At 63.7% G+C, this 15,948-nt stretch carries 18 protein-coding genes; 14 read left to right on the forward strand and 4 right to left on the reverse strand.

The window, feature by feature from the left end:
* Positions 1-17 precede the first annotated feature (17 nt).
* On the reverse strand, positions 18-917 hold the full coding sequence (locus tag ACWKWE_RS01295) for an AraC family transcriptional regulator (RefSeq protein ID WP_483849365.1): 900 nt from the start codon (positions 915-917) through the stop codon (positions 18-20).
* Positions 918-1,049: 132 nt separating this feature from the next.
* Between ACWKWE_RS01295 and ACWKWE_RS01300 the strand changes: the two genes are divergently transcribed.
* From ACWKWE_RS01300 to ACWKWE_RS01335, 8 genes are all read left to right on the forward strand, one after another.
* The gene (locus ACWKWE_RS01300) at positions 1,050-1,577 is read left to right on the forward strand and encodes a hypothetical protein (RefSeq protein ID WP_483849366.1); all 528 of its coding nucleotides are present in this window, start codon (positions 1,050-1,052) and stop codon (positions 1,575-1,577) included.
* A 151-nt stretch (positions 1,578-1,728) separates the two neighbouring features.
* Complete coding sequence (locus ACWKWE_RS01305; RefSeq protein ID WP_483849367.1) at positions 1,729-2,505, forward strand: amino acid ABC transporter ATP-binding protein; 777 nt, start codon at positions 1,729-1,731, stop codon at positions 2,503-2,505.
* Positions 2,506-2,546: 41 nt separating this feature from the next.
* Positions 2,547-3,356, forward strand: a complete 810-nt coding sequence (locus ACWKWE_RS01310) for a transporter substrate-binding domain-containing protein (protein ID WP_166595454.1) — start codon at positions 2,547-2,549, stop codon at positions 3,354-3,356.
* A 74-nt stretch (positions 3,357-3,430) separates the two neighbouring features.
* Positions 3,431-4,144: an ABC transporter permease subunit gene (locus tag ACWKWE_RS01315; RefSeq protein WP_166595455.1), complete on the forward strand. Its 714-nt coding sequence runs from the start codon at positions 3,431-3,433 to the stop codon at positions 4,142-4,144.
* The gene (locus ACWKWE_RS01320; RefSeq protein WP_483849368.1) at positions 4,144-4,848 is read left to right on the forward strand and encodes an ABC transporter permease; all 705 of its coding nucleotides are present in this window, start codon (positions 4,144-4,146) and stop codon (positions 4,846-4,848) included. The genes ACWKWE_RS01315 and ACWKWE_RS01320 overlap by 1 nt, the downstream gene beginning before the upstream one ends.
* A 66-nt stretch (positions 4,849-4,914) precedes the next feature.
* Positions 4,915-6,015 carry an NAD(P)/FAD-dependent oxidoreductase gene (locus tag ACWKWE_RS01325; RefSeq protein ID WP_483849369.1) on the forward strand — a complete coding sequence of 367 codons (1,101 nt, stop codon included), beginning with the start codon at positions 4,915-4,917 and terminating at the stop codon, positions 6,013-6,015.
* A gap of 52 nt (positions 6,016-6,067) precedes the next feature.
* A complete protein-coding gene (locus ACWKWE_RS01330; protein WP_166595458.1) occupies positions 6,068-6,421 on the forward strand; it encodes a cupin domain-containing protein in 354 nt (117 codons plus the stop codon).
* 5 nt (positions 6,422-6,426) lie between these two features.
* Positions 6,427-7,353, forward strand: coding sequence for a 2-hydroxyacid dehydrogenase (locus ACWKWE_RS01335; protein WP_483849370.1), 927 nt, complete (start codon positions 6,427-6,429; stop codon positions 7,351-7,353).
* Here the strand turns inward: ACWKWE_RS01335 and ACWKWE_RS01340 are convergent.
* On the reverse strand, positions 7,347-8,258 hold the full coding sequence (locus tag ACWKWE_RS01340) for a LysR family transcriptional regulator (RefSeq protein WP_483849371.1): 912 nt from the start codon (positions 8,256-8,258) through the stop codon (positions 7,347-7,349). The two genes, ACWKWE_RS01335 and ACWKWE_RS01340, sit on opposite strands and share 7 nt — an antisense overlap.
* 122 nt (positions 8,259-8,380) lie before the next feature.
* On the opposite strand from ACWKWE_RS01340, the gene ACWKWE_RS01345 reads away from it, so the two are divergent.
* Genes ACWKWE_RS01345 through ACWKWE_RS01360 form a run of 4 tightly spaced genes read left to right on the forward strand, consistent with a single transcriptional unit; the run spans position 8,381 to position 11,630 of the window.
* Complete coding sequence (locus tag ACWKWE_RS01345; protein WP_483849372.1) at positions 8,381-9,487, forward strand: NAD(P)/FAD-dependent oxidoreductase; 1,107 nt, start codon at positions 8,381-8,383, stop codon at positions 9,485-9,487.
* On the forward strand, positions 9,477-9,782 hold the full coding sequence (locus tag ACWKWE_RS01350) for a (2Fe-2S)-binding protein (protein ID WP_483849373.1): 306 nt from the start codon (positions 9,477-9,479) through the stop codon (positions 9,780-9,782). Before ACWKWE_RS01345 ends, ACWKWE_RS01350 begins: the two co-directional genes overlap by 11 nt.
* Positions 9,779-11,296 (forward strand): FAD-dependent oxidoreductase, encoded by a 1,518-nt coding sequence (locus ACWKWE_RS01355; protein ID WP_483849374.1) that lies wholly within the window; start codon positions 9,779-9,781, stop codon positions 11,294-11,296. The genes ACWKWE_RS01350 and ACWKWE_RS01355 overlap by 4 nt, the downstream gene beginning before the upstream one ends.
* The gene (locus ACWKWE_RS01360) at positions 11,286-11,630 is read left to right on the forward strand and encodes a RidA family protein (protein WP_483849375.1); all 345 of its coding nucleotides are present in this window, start codon (positions 11,286-11,288) and stop codon (positions 11,628-11,630) included. Before ACWKWE_RS01355 ends, ACWKWE_RS01360 begins: the two co-directional genes overlap by 11 nt.
* Before the next feature lie 64 nt (positions 11,631-11,694).
* Here the strand turns inward: ACWKWE_RS01360 and ACWKWE_RS01365 are convergent, their stop codons facing one another.
* Positions 11,695-14,205, reverse strand: a complete 2,511-nt coding sequence (locus ACWKWE_RS01365) for an ABC transporter permease (protein WP_483849376.1) — start codon at positions 14,203-14,205, stop codon at positions 11,695-11,697.
* The gene (locus ACWKWE_RS01370; RefSeq protein ID WP_166595465.1) at positions 14,205-14,888 is read right to left on the reverse strand and encodes an ABC transporter ATP-binding protein; all 684 of its coding nucleotides are present in this window, start codon (positions 14,886-14,888) and stop codon (positions 14,205-14,207) included. The genes ACWKWE_RS01365 and ACWKWE_RS01370 overlap by 1 nt, the downstream gene beginning before the upstream one ends.
* Positions 14,889-14,898: 10 nt before the next feature.
* On the opposite strand from ACWKWE_RS01370, the gene ACWKWE_RS01375 reads away from it, so the two are divergent.
* Complete coding sequence (locus ACWKWE_RS01375) at positions 14,899-15,504, forward strand: arylesterase (protein ID WP_166595466.1); 606 nt, start codon at positions 14,899-14,901, stop codon at positions 15,502-15,504.
* A 113-nt stretch (positions 15,505-15,617) separates the two neighbouring features.
* Positions 15,618-15,911 carry a hypothetical protein gene (locus ACWKWE_RS01380; RefSeq protein WP_483849377.1) on the forward strand — a complete coding sequence of 98 codons (294 nt, stop codon included), beginning with the start codon at positions 15,618-15,620 and terminating at the stop codon, positions 15,909-15,911.
* Positions 15,912-15,948 lie beyond the last annotated feature (37 nt).

Genomic DNA, 15,948 nt, shown 5'->3' on the forward strand with positions numbered 1-15,948 from the left:
CGCCCGACACGCGTACCTCACCGCGATTCCGACGCCCCTCGGCCACTGTCATCCCGAGGCGTGCGGCCGAAGAACGCCTTGTACGCCCGGCTGAACGCGGCTTCGGATTCGTAGCCGATGGCGAAGCCGATTTCCCCGATGCGGCTGTCGTGTCGGGCCAGCATGGTCTTGGCCAGCGTCAGCCGCCATTCGTTCTGATAACGCAGCGGTGAGCGGCCCACCAGCGCGGTGAAGCGGTCGCAGAAACTGGAGCGCGACATACCGGCCACATCGGCGAGCACGTCGATGCGCCACTGTTGGCCGGGTTTTTCGTGAATCGCGCGAAGGGCGCGGGCGATGCGTTCATCCGACAATCCGCCGAGCCAGCCCGACGCCAGGCCTTGTTGAACCCAGGTGCGCAGGATGCGAATGACCACCAGGTCGATCAGGCGCGAGATCATCAGTGCGCCGCCCGGTTGAGTGTCGTTGGCCTCCAGCAGCATGAAATGCAGGATGCCTTCCGACCACGGCGCGGCGTCAGCGTGGCGGATGTGAATCAGCCAGGGCATGGCGAACAGCATCGCCTGAAAGCTGCCCGCGTCGAACCAGAACCGGCAAATGACCAGCGTCGCGGGGCCGTTCGTTGCCGTGATGGTCAACGGCGACGGATCATGGGGCAGCAGCAGAATGTCGCCCTGTTCGACGACGATGGCCTGTCGATCCGTCCCCTCGATGTGCAACTGCCCGGTTTGCAGCACGCAGACGTGGGCACTTTTTTCATCCAGATCCAGATGCTCTCCCTGCGCCACGCTGGACGAATAGACCCGATCCCCGGTGAGGCGAATCTGCGCCAATACCTGAGACAGCAAGTCACCCGCCGCCAACCCCTCCAGTTGCATTTCCGGAAGAATGATCAAATTTCCCAGTAAATCCGTCATGTTCGTTCGACCACGCCTTCAATAACCTGAACGCCGAATCATAACGCTTCAGCGCCGACAAACCGAAACGCTCTCGTCGTCTTTCGGTGTCGAGCCGTTGTGCACATCATCCAATAAAACAGGACGCACCCCATGTTCGGCATTTCTCCCCTCGGCTGGGTACACACCCTCGGCAGCCTGCCCGCCATTCCGTTGGCGGCGTACATGTTCATCAAGCACGGGCGCATCGTGCCGAGGTCAGGACCAGGCCTGGCGTACTTCCTCTTCATGTTGCTCGGCGGCAGCACGGTGTTCCTCGTGGCGAAACAACCCGTCAGTCCGGTGATTGGCGCAATCACGCTGGTGTTGCTGTTCGCGGGGTACGGCGTCGGCTTCGTCAGCGCACTGGGCCGGGCGCGGGTGTACCTGGAAACGGTCCTGCTGAGTCTGACCGCGTTTTTCCTCATGGTCCCCAGCGTCTCCGAAACCTTGCGCCGTGTGCCGGACGGCCATCCGATCGTCACCGACCCCGAGTCGCCGCTGCTGAAAGGCGCGCTGGGGTTTATCGCCCTCGCGCTGGTAGTGGGCGTCGTCGGGCAGATGATTCATCTGCGCCGGGAAGGCAAGCGTAATGCCCAGGCTGCTCAGGCCACCCCAGCGGGCGCCACCAAGGTGCTCTGATCGCATCGCGACACACCGGGCGTACCCCCTGCGCCCGGTGAATAACATTTGGTTATGCACGGCGATATTTCTCTCATTTGACAGTATGGTCGCCACGTTCCAAATTGAGGCCACGACCACCGGCCACTTCGGCTGACACTGGAGCCTCGATTTGAACGCGCAGCCATCACCCGTAGTGCTCAGAGTCGATGCCCTGCACAAGCAATTTGCCGACGTGGCGGTGCTCAAGGGCATCGACCTGAAGGTCCGCCAAGGCGAAGTCATTTCCCTGATTGGCTCCTCGGGCTCCGGCAAAAGCACGTTTCTGCGCTGCCTCAACTTTCTGGAAATGCCCACCTCGGGCGCCATCGAAGTTAACGGCCGCGGGCTGCACATCGAGACCCGCAGCAACGGCAGCGTGCACCTCAGCAACCCGCGTCTGGTGGACGATTTTCGCGCCGAACTGGGCATGGTGTTTCAGAGCTTCAACCTCTGGCCGCACCGCACGGTGCTGGAGAACGTCACCGAAGCGCTGATCTGGGTGAAGAAGCTGCGCCGCGACGAAGCCCGCGACCGTGCGATGCAGGTGCTGACCCGCGTCGGCATGGCCGAGAAAGCTGCGGCGTTTCCTTCGGCCTTGTCCGGCGGCCAGCAGCAACGGGTCGCCATTGCGCGGGTGTTGGCCATGCAGCCGCGCATCATGCTGTTCGATGAACCGACGTCTGCACTCGACCCCGAACTGGTGGGCGAAGTGCTGAGGGTCATCCGCGAGTTGGCGGAAGAGGGCAACACAATCTTGCTGGTCACCCACGAGATGCGGTTCGCCCGCGAAGTGTCCAGGCGGATCGTTTTTTTGCACAAAGGGGGCATCGAGGACGACGGCACCCCCGAAGAGGTCTTCAATCACTCCACGTCCGAACGTGTCAGGGCTTTCCTGTCACACCCTTGAATCGCTGCTGCCGCCACTGAAATGATCTTAGGTATCTCTCGATGAAGAAGACTTTGCTCGCGTTCGTTTGTGGCTCTGCGTTGATCGGCCTCACCTCCGGTGTCAACGCAGCGGAAGATACCTTGACGGTCGGCACCGAGGGCGATGCCCCGCCGTACAGCATGGCCGACGTCAACGGCAACGTGACCGGCTATGACGCCGACATCGCCAATGCCGTGTGCAGTGAAATGAAGGTCAAATGCCGTTTTGTCGTGCAGTCGTTCAGCACGCTGATTCCCTCCCTGAGCACCGACCGTTTCGACGTGATCGTCTCGGGCCTGGGCATCACCGAAGCGCGCAAGAAACAGATCGATTACTCGATTCCCTACGGTGGCGTGCCGCAGTACTACGTGATCGCCAAGGACTCGCCGATTGCCTCGCTGGGGTCGATCACCGAGATCGAGAAGCAGCTCGACGGCAAGACCGTGGGCGTGGTCAACGGCACCACCTACGCCAAATACGTGCAGAAGCACCTGCCCAAGTCCGAGGTGAAAACCTACGACGCCACGACGCAGATGCTGGCCGACCTGGAAGCGGGCCGGATCGATTCCGCCTACAGCGATTCGCCGACCTGGACTGACTTCTTCAAAACCCCCGGCGGCGCGAAGTTCACGCGGGTGAAAGTGGCCGTGCGCCAGGCGGATGATCCGACGGTGCTCGGTTATGGCATGGGCGTCGGCATCCGCAAGGGCAACAGCGCCTTGCAAGCCAAGGTCGACAGCGCATTGTGCGACCTGTCGAAGAAAGGCCAGCTCACCGCGATCAGCAAAAAATGGTTCGACGAAGACTACGCCATCCCCTGCAAACAGTAGAACGCCAAGGGCGACGCTTCACGCGTCTGAGGCATGGGCAGCGTTCGCGCAGTATTGAATGAGTCGGGTGGTCAATGACGGACGTATGGCGGTTTTTATTCGAGCAGGGCTGGGCGGTTTCCCTGCTCAAGGGCAGTGCCGTGACACTGGGGTTGGGCCTGCTGGGCATGTGTGTGGGCCTGATCGTCGCACTGCCGCTGGCCATCGTCCGCTGGCGTGAGGTGTACCTGTTGGGCCGTCTGGTCGAGGCCTACACGATGCTGGTGCGCAGCATTCCGGGGTTGTTGATCATTTACCTGATCTTCTTCGGCTCGGTGCAGGTGGTGGATCAGATCGGCGCGTTCTTCGGTTTTCAGTCGGCGTTGCGCAACGCCTATCCGTTTCTGATGGGGGTGTTGGCGATCAGCATCATTTCCAGCGCGTATTCGGTGGAAGTGTTGCGCGGGGCGCTGGCGACGATTCCGGAAGGGCTGATTGAAGCGTCGAAGTCATTGGCCATGCCGCGCAAGGCGATCTACTTGCGGATCGTCCTGCCGTTGATGCTCAGGAGTGCGTTGTCGGGCCTCAACAACGTCTGGCAGATGACCATCAAGGACACCTCGCTGGTGTCGGTGGTGGGCTTGGGGGAATTGATGCGCACGGCCGCGCTGGCGGCGGGTATATCCCGCAGTCCGCTGGCGTTCTACCTCATCGCCGGGCTGGTGTTTCTGTTGATCACCTGGCTCAGCCAGCGACTGTTTCGGGTGTGTGAAGTGCACCTGAACCGCGGATTTCGGGGGGCGCGTTGATGGACATGGACTTGCTGCAAGAGGCCATTCCCTTTCTGCTCAAAGGGGCGCAGGTGACGTTGCTCATCGGCCTCTTCGGGGTGCTGGTGGGGTTGCCGTTCGGGGTGTTGCTGGCGCTGTTGCGCCTGTCGGGCCGCCCTTGGGTCGTGGCGTGTTGTTCGGCGTTCAGCGGTTTTTTTCGCGGCACGCCGCTGCTCGTACAGTTGTTCATTCTCTATTACGGGTTCGGGCAACTGGAGTTCGTGCGGCACACCCCCGTGCTGTGGTGGGTGGTCGGCAGCAGCCTCAACTGCGCGGTGCTGACCGTGGTGCTCAACACGGTGGCCTACACCTCGGAAATCTTTCGCGGAGGGTTTCAGTCAGTTCCCCACGGTCTGGTGGAAGCGGCGCAGGCGTGTGGCATGTCGAAGTGGGTGACCTTCCTGCGAGTGCGCTTTCCGCTGGCCTTGCGTCAGGCACTCCCCGCATACGGCAACGAGATTGCGATCATCGTGAAGGAGTCGAGCCTGGCCTCGACCATCACGGTGCTGGAAATCACAGGCTATGCGAAACGGCTGATGAGCGAAACCTTCGCCATCATCGAGATCTTCGTCATCGCCTCGGTGTTTTACCTGGTGATCAACCTGGTGGCGATGCTGCTGGTGCGCCAGTTCGAGCAGTACCTGTCGGGCGGCGTGAAAGCCACCCGCAAAATTCGGATCTGATTCCCGCGTCCGCGGGATGTCATTAGTGCGCGCGACGCCTGTCGCGCTCTGCTCAAGGGTCGGTTCATGAAACACATCATTGTCGTCGGCGCTGGCGCCGTCGGGCTTTCCTGCGCGCGTGCCGCACTGAAACGCGGGCATCGCGTCACGGTTCTGGAGCAGGGAGCCTTGCCCAATCCGCAAGCGGCCTCCTACGACCAGCACCGGATGATCCGCTACCAATACGGCGACGCCGAGGGCTACACGCGGATGGTGGGCGAGGCGTTCGGTGCCTGGGAGCGGCTCTGGCAAGACATCGGTGAACGGCACTTCGTGGCCACCGGCACCTTCGGCGTGTCGATGGAAGCGAATGACGAGATTCAACTGACGCTGCCGACCTTCCGGCGTCTGGGCATCCCCCATGAAGTGATGAGCAGCGACGCGGCCGAGCGGCTCTGCCCGCAACTGATGCTCCCGGCCTCGGCGCAAGGCTTGTATCAGGCCGACGGCGGCGTGCTGTTCGCCGATCGCATCGTGGACAGCCTGTTGGCCTGGGTGCGAACCCACGGCGCAACGCTTCAATCCCACTGCAAAGTCATGCACGTCAACACTGTCGCCAGCCGCGTGACCCTTGACGACGGCGAAGTCGTGCAGGGCGATGCGGTAATCGTGGCGGCCGGTGCCTGGTTGCCGGGCCTGATGCCGCAGATCGACGACCTGCCGATCTGGCGCCAGGCGGTCTGTTACGTCCAGGCCCCACCGGAGCAACAGGTTCATTGGGCCAGCGGTCCTTGCCTCACGGATCTGGGCGTCGGCGACAACTACGCGCTGGCCCCCGCAGGCGGGACCGGCCTGAAGTTCGGTTCGGGCCTGCATCGCCGCGCGGGCTCGCCGGAGCTGACCGGGTTCAAGGCCGACGTGAGCGAAGGCTACGACGTCATCGCCCATTTCGCCCCTTACCTGCGCGACGCCGCCGAGTACCGCCCCCTGCGCATGGCGGTGGGGTATTACGTCAAGGACGCCACCGCCAAATTTCGCGTGCAACAGGATGGCCAGGCCGTGGTGGTGACCAATTGCGACGGCCAGATGTTCAAGTTTTCTTCGTTGATGGGCGAGCGCGTGCTGGCCTGCATCGACGGAGAGCTGCCTGCCGATGCGCTGACCCGCTGGGCCGCCGGTGAGCTGTGATGGCGTTTTCAATACCCGAATTTCAATCCATTCAACCGACAGGGCACCGACCATGAGCTATCTGACCCATTTCAATTTTTCCGACCTCGGCGAAGGCCGCAAAGGCGAGCCATTGCCGGACCGACTGGTCGAGGGCAACCCGATATTCACCACGTGGGACATCGAAAAAAGCGCGGACGGCCGGGTCCGGACAGGCGTGTGGGAAGTGACCCCCGGTGCCTACTGGTCGATCAAGGGCGAGAGCTGGGAATATTGTGCGATCCTGTCGGGCGTCTCCGAACTGGTGGAAGAAGGCCAGCCGGTCAAACGCATTCAGGCCGGAGACACCTTTATCATGCGCCCGGGCTTCAAAGGCATCTGGCGTGTGCTCGAAACCACCCGCAAAGTCTGGGTCCAACTGGATTGACGACCATGAGTTTTGTCTACAAGGCCGAGCCGGAACGCGGCGAAGAATGGCGCGCGCTGTTTCGACAGCTCGCGCCGGACATGCCGTTTTATGTCTGGCCTGAAACCGGCCCTGCCCACGAGGTGCGCTACCTCGCGGTGTGGGAGCCGCCTGACCGGCTGATGGAACGCTTTCCCAACCTGGAACTGTTGGTTTCGGTGGGCGCCGGGGTCGATCAACTGGAAGGCACGGGCATCCCCGAGCATGTGCCGGTGGTGCGCATGACCGAGCCGGGCATCGCTCAGGACATGGCCGAATACGTCACGCTGGCGGTCCTGGCATTGCATCGGGACTGGCCTGTGTACCTTGAGCGACAGCGGCAGAAGGTCTGGCAGGACCAGCGCAATGTGCCCGCGTTCCGGCGCCGTGTCGGGGTGCTGGGGTTGGGCATGCTGGGGCGTCAGGCGTTGCGACAGTTGCAGCCGTTCGGCTTTCCGCTTGCAGGCTGGAGTCGCTCTGGAGGCGAGATCGAGGGCGTCGAGGTGTTCGCCGGGGAAGCGCAGTTGTCGGCATTTCTGGCGCGCACCGACATTCTTGTGTGCCTGCTGCCGCTGACCGATCAGACGCGAGGCTTGCTCAATCGTCAGCTGTTCGCGCAATTGCCCGAAGGCGCCGCGCTGGTGAACGTGGGCCGAGGCGCGCAGTTGGTCAACGACGACCTGCTGACGGCGCTGGAGGAAGGGCAGTTGCGTGCTGCCGTGCTGGACGTTTGCGACCCCGAGCCGCTGCCTGAAGACCACCCGTTCTGGCACGACCCGCGCATCGTCATCACGCCCCACGTCGCCAGCATGACCCGGCCCGAAACCGCCGTGGCCACCGTGCTGGAGGTGATCGGCCAGCACCGGGCCGGTCTGCCACTGACCGGCCTGGTTGACCGACGCAAAGGTTACTGAGGCGGCGACAGGTCCAGCCCGGTCTGTGCGATCAGGTCGTTGTGCCAGTCCATGAACTGTTTGCGGAACAGGTCAACGATGGCCGAACGGTTGCGCCCCGACTGACGAAGCTCGGCAAAACTGGCGTCGATGAAGACGCCGAATGGGCGGATGGTGATGCCTTTGTCGAGAAAATCGAGGGTGGCGGTGGGGTCCAGAATAGTGATCCCGGCCCCCGCCGCGACCATGATCAGCGCGGTGTGAGACAGCAACGCTTCGAGCGTGACGGTGCGCGGCACGCCCGCCAGCGCCACTTCGACGCGCATGGCGAACAGGCTGCCCGGCTCCAGCGCAATCATCTTTTCCCCGGCGAGATCAGCAGGGTAGATCACCCGTTTCTGCGCCAGCGGATGCCCGTCGGGCAATGCCACGACGGCGGCAATCGGCTGCATCGCCACGTCAAAGCCGGAGCGGTCGATGGGGCCGTCGGCGTAACCCAGATCCGCCTGCCCGGACGCGACGGTTTCGATGACTTGCGGCGAACCGAGGCCCGTGACCGCGACGTACAGGTTCGGCTTGTCGAGCACAAATTGCGCGACGAAACGCGGCAGGATGCCACTGGCTAACGCAGGCATGGCCGAGATGCGCAGCGAGCCTGCGGAGTGACGGCCAATGTCGGCGGCCACTTGGGTCAGCCGGTCCAGCCCGACAAACGAGCGGGTGACTTCCTTGATCAAGGTGAACGCCGCCTGGGTCGGAATGATCTGGTTGCCGTGGCGTTCGAACAGCAGCAAGCGAGTGGCGGCCTCGAAATCGCGGATCAGCCGGCTGACCGCCGGTTGCGTCACCGACATCAGTTCGGCGGCAGCAGTCATGCTGCCCGTGGTCATCACCGCCCGAAAGGCTTCGACCTGTCTGAAATTCATCCAACGGCTCCATCATATTGGCTTATGCACGAGGCGTTTTTCGGCATTTGACCGCATGCTCGGCGAATCGCACATTAAGCGCAACCGCACGTTCGGTGCAGTGAATTCAAACGGGAAGCGGTGTGGAAGAACGCGAAATAGTCATCATCGGCGGCGGCCTCATGGGCGCCGCGCTCGCCTGGGGGCTGGCGGGGCTGGGCCATGACGTGCTCGTACTGGACGGCGGCGACCTCGATCCCCGTGCCTCGCGGGCCAACCTCGGTCTGGTGTGGGTCAGCGACAAGGGCCTGGACCAACCGGCTTATGCGCTGTGGTCCCGGGACGCGGCGTTGCAGTGGCCGGCCCTCGCCAAAACGCTGCGACAGGAAACCGGCATTGACCTGCAATTGCAGCAGCCGGGCGGCTACAACTTCGCCTTGTCCGAGCGGGAGTTGGCACAGCTGAGCGCGAACATGGCGACCATCGCAGCCCAGACCCAAGGCGGTCTTGGGGACTACGAGATGCTGGATCGCGACGAGCTGCACGCCCGCTTGCCACACCTCGGCCCGGAGGTCGTCGGCGCGTCGTTTTGCCGATACGACGGTCACGTCAATTCGCTTCGGCTGTTCAACGCCTTGCACGTGGGCATGACCCAGCGTGGTGCCGAATACCGCGCGCATCATCCAGTCGAGCGCGTGGAACCGTTGAGCCAAGGCTTCAACATGATCGGCACCTGGGGAGTGATTCGGGCGCGCAAGGTTGTGCTGGCGGCGGGGCTGGACAACGCGCGTCTTGCGCCGATGCTGGGGATGTCGGCGCCGCTGGTGCGCTCCAAGGGGCAAGTCATCGTCACTGAAAAGTGTCAGCGGTTTTTCGATTCGGTCGCGGGCTCGTTGCGCCAGACCGGCGAGGGCAGTGTGTTGATCGGCGAGAGCCAGGAAACCCACACCGGCGCGATGGCGTTGAATCACGGCATCAGCGCGGTGCTCGCCGAACGGGCTGCACAGATTTTCCCGATCATCCGCGACCTGAACGTCGTCCGCATCTGGACCGGGTTTCGGGTCAAGACGCCGGACGGCATGCCGCTTTACGAACAGTCATCTGCCTATCCCGGCGCGTTCCTGATGCTGTGCCATTCCGGTGTGACCCTGACCGCGCTGCATGCGCTGCAGATCGCCCCGCAGATTGCAGCGGGAGCGCTGGACGACACCTTGCTGCCTTTTCATTCGCGGAGGTTCCATGTTTCGTAGACTCGTGCCGATTACGCAGGCCCTGTCCTTTGAATTCGAAGGCCGAACCCTCACCGCTGAACAGGGCGAAAGCGTCGCGCTGGCATTGCTCGCCTCCGGTATCGAAAGCTGCCGCGACAGCGTCGTCCGCGGCAAGCCCCGTGCGCCGTATTGCCTGATGGGCGCGTGCTTCGAATGCCTGGTGGTGATCGATGGGGTGCCCAGTCGTCAGGGCTGTCAAGTCGAGGTGCGAGAAGGCATGGTGGTCGCCCGACAACGTGGCGCTCGACCTGTGACGGGAGCGGTGCGTTCATGAGTGCGGTGTCGGTGGAACACGCGAAGGACCTTGCCGGGTTTTATGACGTGATCGTCGTGGGGGCGGGTCCGGCGGGCATGAGCGCTGCCACGCTGCTCGCCGCCGAGGGTGTGTCGGTGCTGGTGCTGGACGAAAACCCGGCGCCCGGTGGACAGATCTATCGAGCCATCACCCGCAACACGCCCGCCCGTCGGGGGTATCTGGGGGAGGCGTACTGGGCGGGCCAGCCGATCGCCGAGGGGTTCCTGCGCAGCCCTTTAACCTACGCGGCGCGCTGCCGTGTCTGGAGCCTCGACAGCGCCAACCCGGAAGCCGATGAACCGTATGCGCGGGTGGGAGTGTCATTGGGTGGCGTGGCCCGGCACATACAGGCGAGAAAAGTGATCCTGGCCACTGGCGCATTGGAGCGCCCGATGCCCCTGCCGGGCTGGACGTTGCCGGGTGTCATGACGGCTGGCGCCGCGCAAATCGCGTTGAAAACGTCGGGGTTGGTGCCCGCGGGGCGGGTGGTGCTGGCGGGGTGCGGACCGCTGCTCTATCAACTGGCGGTGCAGCTGCATGACGCCGGGGCGAACGTCGTCGCGTTGCTCGACACCGGGGCTGGGCTGCGTTCGGCATGGCGCTACTTGCCCGAGTTCGTGTTTTCTCCCTATGCCTTGAAGGGCTTGGCGTTGCTGGCTCGGGCGCGGCGTCATCTGCGGGTGATCGGTGGCGTGACGCGGTTGGACATCATTGGAGAAGACCGCGCCACGGGCATTCGTTACCAGACCGCGAAGACAGCAGATACGCTGGCGGCTGACGTGGTGTTGCTGCATCAAGGCGTGATACCCGACACGGCGCTGGCGAATTCGGCCGGGTGTGCGCTGATGTGGAACGGGGCGATTCGGGCGTTCCAGCCGCGGATCGATGCACAGGGTTGCAGCTCGCTACCCGATATTTTCATTGCGGGGGACGGCGCTGGAATCGCGGGCGCGCTGGCGTCGGCGGAAGCGGGGCGTGCAGTGGCGTTGGCGGTGTTGCTCGATTCGACACGGGTTGATGCTCGGTCTCTCGAACAACGACGCCAACACAGCCTGGACCTTTGCGGACGCTGGCAACGCGGTCGGCATTTCATCGACGCCGCTTACCTGCCGATGCGCTCGTTTTTAGTGCCACAGGACGATTCGACCCTGGTCTGTCGCTGCGAAGAAGTCACGGCGGGCGCCATTCGTGATGCCGCCCGTCGTGGACTCACTGGCCCCAATCAACTGAAAGTTTTCACCCGCTGCGGCATGGGGCCGTGTCAGGGGCGTCTGTGTGGGCCAACGGTGGTCGAGCTGCTCGCCGACGAGTGGAGCGCCGGGCCCGCTGATGTCGGCACTTACCGCCTGCGCCCGCCGATCAAACCCCTGCGGCTGGGGGAAATCGCCGCGCTGTCTCATACCGAGAACGACACCCACGCGGTCACTGGCCTCTGGCCGGAAAAATCCGACACACCTTCCTACCTCGAACGAGAAACCCTGAATGACCACTAGACACCTGCAAACCCCGATCATGCACCGCGTTGTCGAACACAACGGCGTCGTCTACCTTGGAGGCGTGACCGCCGATGACGAAAGCCTCGACATGGAAGGCCAGGCCCGTCAGGTGCTGAGCAAGATCGATGGTTACCTGGCGCAGGCGGGCACAGACAACACACGTTTGCTCAGCGCGACGATCTTCGTCACGGACCTCACGCAGAAACCGGCCATGGACACGGTATGGAAGGGCTGGGTCGAGGGGCAGGATTTGCCCGCACGGGCGACGGTCGGGGTCGCTGATCTGGGCGGAAATGCCTTGATCGAAGTGGTGATCACGGCGGCGATCTGAGGGTGGAAGCAGACCGAAGCGGGACATGATTGACCCTCATCAGCCTGCGATCCACGAGGGGGATTTAACCCTCGCGCAACACCGTCAACGGGCTGGCATTCAGCGCACGCCGGGTGCCGAACACGCCCGCGCCGCCGACCAGCAGGGCGCCAATCAGCGGCAACAGCAGCAGCCACGGATGCGGCGACCATTCAAGGCTGAACGCGTAGCGATACAGCACGAAACTCACCAGTTCACACCCCAAGGCGGCCAATACTCCGCTGACTGCACCCAACAGTCCGAACTCGATGCGCCGCGCCTTGATCAGCAACGCGCGATTGGCGCCCAGCGCCCTCAGCAGCGCGCCTTGGCGAATGCGCTCGTCCAGCGTGGCCTGCAACCCCGAGAACAGCACCGACAGACCCGCCGCCAACACGAACAGCAGCACGTACTGCACCGCCAGCGTGACCTGATCGAGGATGCTGCGCAGTTGCTCCAGCAACGCTTCCACTTGCAGGATCGTCACCGCCGGAAAGGCGCGGGACAGCTCGACAATCTGCTGGTCGTGGCCAGGGGCGAGGTAGAAGCTGGTCAGGTAGGTGGTCGGGACGTCCTCCAACGTGCCGGGCTGGAAGATCACGAAGAAATTCGGCTGGAAGGTGTCCCAGTTGATGTCCCGCAGGCTGGTGACTTTCACCTCGTGGGTGGCCCCACCGATGACGAAACTCAGGGTGTCGCCGAGTTTCATGTTCAGGCTCTTGGCCAGTTTCGCCTCCACCGACACGCCGGGAACGACGTCGGCAGCAGGGAGCTGATCGCCCCACCACTGGCCTTCGGTGATGCTGTTGCCTTCCGGCAAATGCGCCGACCACGTCAGGTTGAGGTCGCGCTGGGTGGCATTTTCGCCGCGCGAGTCTTTGGTCACGAACTTGCTCACCGGCTCGCCGTTTATGCTCATCAGTCGCCCCGGAATCATCGGGTACAGCGGCGCGCTGTGGGTCGAGAGCTGGCTCATGCGCTGGGCGAAGTTGTCGCGCTCGGTGGGCAGGATGTTCAGCGCGAAATAGTTCGGCGCGTCCTTGGGCAATTGGTTTTGCCACGTGTCGAGCAATTCGCCGCGCAGCAGCGCAATCAGCCCCATCGACAGCAGGATCAGACCGAACGCGAGGGATTGACCGGCCGCCGCCATCGGGTGACGCAGCAGCTGGCCCAATCCCAGCCGCCACGGCAGCGAGGCATTGGCCAGCAAGCGACGCAGGCTTTGCAGCGCCAGCAACAGCACACCGCCGAGGATCGCCGCGGCGATCAGCCCACCGCCGAGCAGGGCGAAAGTCAGTACCAGATCGAGGCTCAGGCGCCACATGATCAGGCCCAGCGCCAGCAGCGCGGCGCCGTAGACCAGCCAGGTGCTGGCGGGGATCGGCAGCATGTCGCGGCGCAACACCCGCAATGGTGGCACGCGGCCCAGCGCCGCCAACGGCGGCAGGGCGAAACCGGCCAACGCGATCAACCCGGTGCTGATCCCCGCCAACGCGGGCAGCCAGCCACCGGGCGGAACCTGCGCGGGCAGCAGGTTCTCCAGCAGGTAGAACAGGCCGAGTTGGGCGAACCAGCCAAGGAGGGCACCCGTCACGCTGGCCACGATCCCCAGCATCGCCAATTGCAGGCTGAACAGCACCAGCGCTTCATTGCGCGAAAGACCCAGGCAGCGCAGCAAGGCACTGGCGTCGAAGCGCCGAACCGCAAAGCGCGCCGCCGACAGCGCCACCGCGACCCCGGCCAGCAGCACGGCGACCAGGCTCGCCATGTTCAGGTAACGCTCGGCTTTGCCCAGCGCGCCGCCGATCTGTTGATTGCCGTCCCGGGCGTCGTCGATTTTCTGGTTCGGTGCCAGGTCAGGCTCGATGGCCTTGCGGTACGCCGCCAGATTCTCGGGCGTGCCGCGCCACAGGTCACGGAAATTGACCCGGCTGCCCGGCTGCACGACTTTGGTGGCTTCGAGGTCGGCCATGTTGATCAGCACCCGAGGCGTCAGGCTATAAAAATTCCCGGCGCGGTCCGGTTCGTAGGTCAGCACGCGGGTGAGTTTCAGTGTCGTGGAGCCGACGTCGATGCTGTCGCCGACCTTGAGATTCAGCGCCGCCAAGATCCGTGATTCAGCCCAGGCTTCCCCTGGCTGCGGCTCGCCGCCGCTGACTTCAGGCTGATAGGGCGCTTCGGCGCTTTTCAGCTCGCCGCGCAATGGGTAGGCCGCGTCCACCGCCTTGACGCTCGCCAACTGGATGCCGTTGTCGGTGGCGACCACGCTGGAGAAGATCACGATCTGCGAGTGATCCAGCTTGAGGGCAGTGCCCGCTTCGATCTGTTCGGGTTTGGCGGGGGTCGAGCCGCTGAGAATCAGGTCCGCGCCGAGGAATTCGGTGGCCCGTAACAGCATCGCGCTGTTCAGTCGCGAACCGAAATAACCAATGGCGGTGCTGGCGGCGACCGCGATCACCAGGGCGAAAAACAGCACCCGCAACTCCCCGGCGCGGGCGTCGCGCATCAGTTGGCGGGCCGCGAGGCTCAGCAAACGGGCAAACGGCAAACGTGCCATCAAGGCTCCATGGGGGTGACCAGTCGGCCACCTTCAAGACGGATCAGGCGCCGGCAACGATGGGCCAGGCGTTCATCGTGGGTCACCAGCACCAGCGTGGTATTGCGTTCCTGGTTCAGTTCGAACAAAAGGTCGCTGATGCGCTCGCCAGTGTGGCTGTCGAGGTTGCCGGTGGGTTCGTCGGCAAACAGCACGTCCGGGTCGGCGGCAAAAGCTCGGGCGATGGCCACGCGTTGTTGCTCGCCGCCGGACAGCTGTTTCGGCGTGTGGGTCAGGCGCTGCCCGAGACCGACCCGCTCCAGCAGGTGCCGTGCGCGTTCGCGAGCGTCTTTGCGGCCTTCCAGCTCCATCGGCAGCATGACGTTTTCCAGGGCATTGAGGCTGTCCAGCAGTTGAAAGGACTGAAACACGAACCCGACGTGCTCGGCGCGGACGCGGGCGCGTTGGTCTTCATCCAGTTCGCTGAGGTTGCGCCCGGACAGTGTCACGGCGCCTGCGCTGGGCAGGTCGAGACCGGCGAGCAGGCCGAGCAGGGTGGATTTGCCGGAACCGGACGCGCCAACGATGGCCAGGGTGTCGCCCTTGTTCAGTTCCAGAGAAAGTTCGTGCAGGATGGTCAAGTCACCTTCGGTGCTTGGGACCACTTTGCTGAGGTTCCGAGCACTGAGAATACTTTCGCTCATGGAGAATCCGATGCGTGCGTGGTTTTTAAGTGCTGGCCTGGGGTTGCTGCTGTTGTCTCAAGGAGCCATGGCAGGCACGGTGCTGATCGTGGGGGATAGTATCAGCGCGGCTTTCGGCCTGGATACCCGTGTCGGGTGGGTCAGCCTGCTGGAAAAGCGCCTGGCAGAGCAGGGCTACACAGATAAGGTGGTGAACGCGTCGGTCAGCGGCGACACCAGCGCCGGTGGCCAGGCGCGGCTGCCGGCGCTGCTTGCGCAGCATAAGCCTGACCTGGTGATCCTCGAACTGGGCGGCAACGACGGCCTGCGCGGGCAGCCACCGGCGCAATTGCAACAGAATCTTTCGTCAATGATCGACAGTTCCCGGGCGGCGGGCGCGAAGGTGCTGCTGCTGGGCATGCAGATTCCGCCGAATTACGGGGCGCGTTACACCGAGGCGTTCAAGGCGGTGTACGGCAATCTCGCGACCGAGAAAAAGGTGGCGCTGGTGCCGTTCATGCTCGAAGGGGTGGGTGGGGTGCCGGAGTTTACCCAGGCCGATGGGCTGCACCCGGCGGCAAATGCGCAACCGCGGTTGCTGGAGAACGTCTGGGCAGAGTTGAAGCCGCTTTTGTAGTGGGCTCAAGCCAACCTGAAAAAAACACCCCAACCCTGAAAATTAAAGGCCTCCAGCCCTTTTCCGGACGAGGCCTTTCGGCTAATGTGGCGCCCCCGATTCGGAGCCCCCCGATGCGCCGCCCTGCCTGGTCCCTGTTTGCCTATCAACTGATCGAACCCGATGAGCAACTCGACCTGTTCGCGTGCCAGGAAGTGCGTGTGCACCTGGTCGCCCGGCAACTGGAGCTGGCCGGTTCCGCCGACCGTACCCTCTGCGGCACTTTGCTCCCGGCGCAGCCGCGCTGGTCCGACGTCCAGCAAGGCATCTACCTGGACGAACGTCTATGCCCCCTGTGCCGGGCGATCATCGACGCCCAACGCCGGGGCTGGCACCCGATCTGGCCCGAGCTGGACCAGACACTCTAAATTTCGCTTCATGTTGCACACCGTCGCGCCTACTCCC

The sequence above is a fragment of the Pseudomonas salicis genome (assembly GCF_057128705.1).

Bases quoted from the DNA above. Each gene is read 5' to 3' on its own strand.
- ACWKWE_RS01295 (WP_483849365.1), bottom strand. From the start codon at position 917: ATGACGGATTTACTGGGAAATTTGATCATTCTTCCGGAAATGCAACTG.
- ACWKWE_RS01300 (WP_483849366.1), top strand. From the start codon at position 1,050: ATGTTCGGCATTTCTCCCCTCGGCTGGGTACACACCCTCGGCAGCCTG.
- ACWKWE_RS01310 (WP_166595454.1), top strand. From the start codon at position 2,547: ATGAAGAAGACTTTGCTCGCGTTCGTTTGTGGCTCTGCGTTGATCGGC.
- ACWKWE_RS01315 (WP_166595455.1), top strand. From the start codon at position 3,431: ATGACGGACGTATGGCGGTTTTTATTCGAGCAGGGCTGGGCGGTTTCC.
- ACWKWE_RS01320 (WP_483849368.1), top strand. From the start codon at position 4,144: ATGGACATGGACTTGCTGCAAGAGGCCATTCCCTTTCTGCTCAAAGGG.
- ACWKWE_RS01325 (WP_483849369.1), top strand. From the start codon at position 4,915: ATGAAACACATCATTGTCGTCGGCGCTGGCGCCGTCGGGCTTTCCTGC.
- ACWKWE_RS01330 (WP_166595458.1), top strand. From the start codon at position 6,068: ATGAGCTATCTGACCCATTTCAATTTTTCCGACCTCGGCGAAGGCCGC.
- ACWKWE_RS01335 (WP_483849370.1), top strand. From the start codon at position 6,427: ATGAGTTTTGTCTACAAGGCCGAGCCGGAACGCGGCGAAGAATGGCGC.
- ACWKWE_RS01340 (WP_483849371.1), bottom strand. From the start codon at position 8,258: ATGAATTTCAGACAGGTCGAAGCCTTTCGGGCGGTGATGACCACGGGC.
- ACWKWE_RS01350 (WP_483849373.1), top strand. From the start codon at position 9,477: ATGTTTCGTAGACTCGTGCCGATTACGCAGGCCCTGTCCTTTGAATTC.
- ACWKWE_RS01355 (WP_483849374.1), top strand. From the start codon at position 9,779: ATGAGTGCGGTGTCGGTGGAACACGCGAAGGACCTTGCCGGGTTTTAT.
- ACWKWE_RS01360 (WP_483849375.1), top strand. From the start codon at position 11,286: ATGACCACTAGACACCTGCAAACCCCGATCATGCACCGCGTTGTCGAA.
- ACWKWE_RS01365 (WP_483849376.1), bottom strand. From the start codon at position 14,205: ATGGCACGTTTGCCGTTTGCCCGTTTGCTGAGCCTCGCGGCCCGCCAA.
- ACWKWE_RS01370 (WP_166595465.1), bottom strand. From the start codon at position 14,888: ATGAGCGAAAGTATTCTCAGTGCTCGGAACCTCAGCAAAGTGGTCCCA.
- ACWKWE_RS01375 (WP_166595466.1), top strand. From the start codon at position 14,899: ATGCGTGCGTGGTTTTTAAGTGCTGGCCTGGGGTTGCTGCTGTTGTCT.
- ACWKWE_RS01380 (WP_483849377.1), top strand. From the start codon at position 15,618: ATGCGCCGCCCTGCCTGGTCCCTGTTTGCCTATCAACTGATCGAACCC.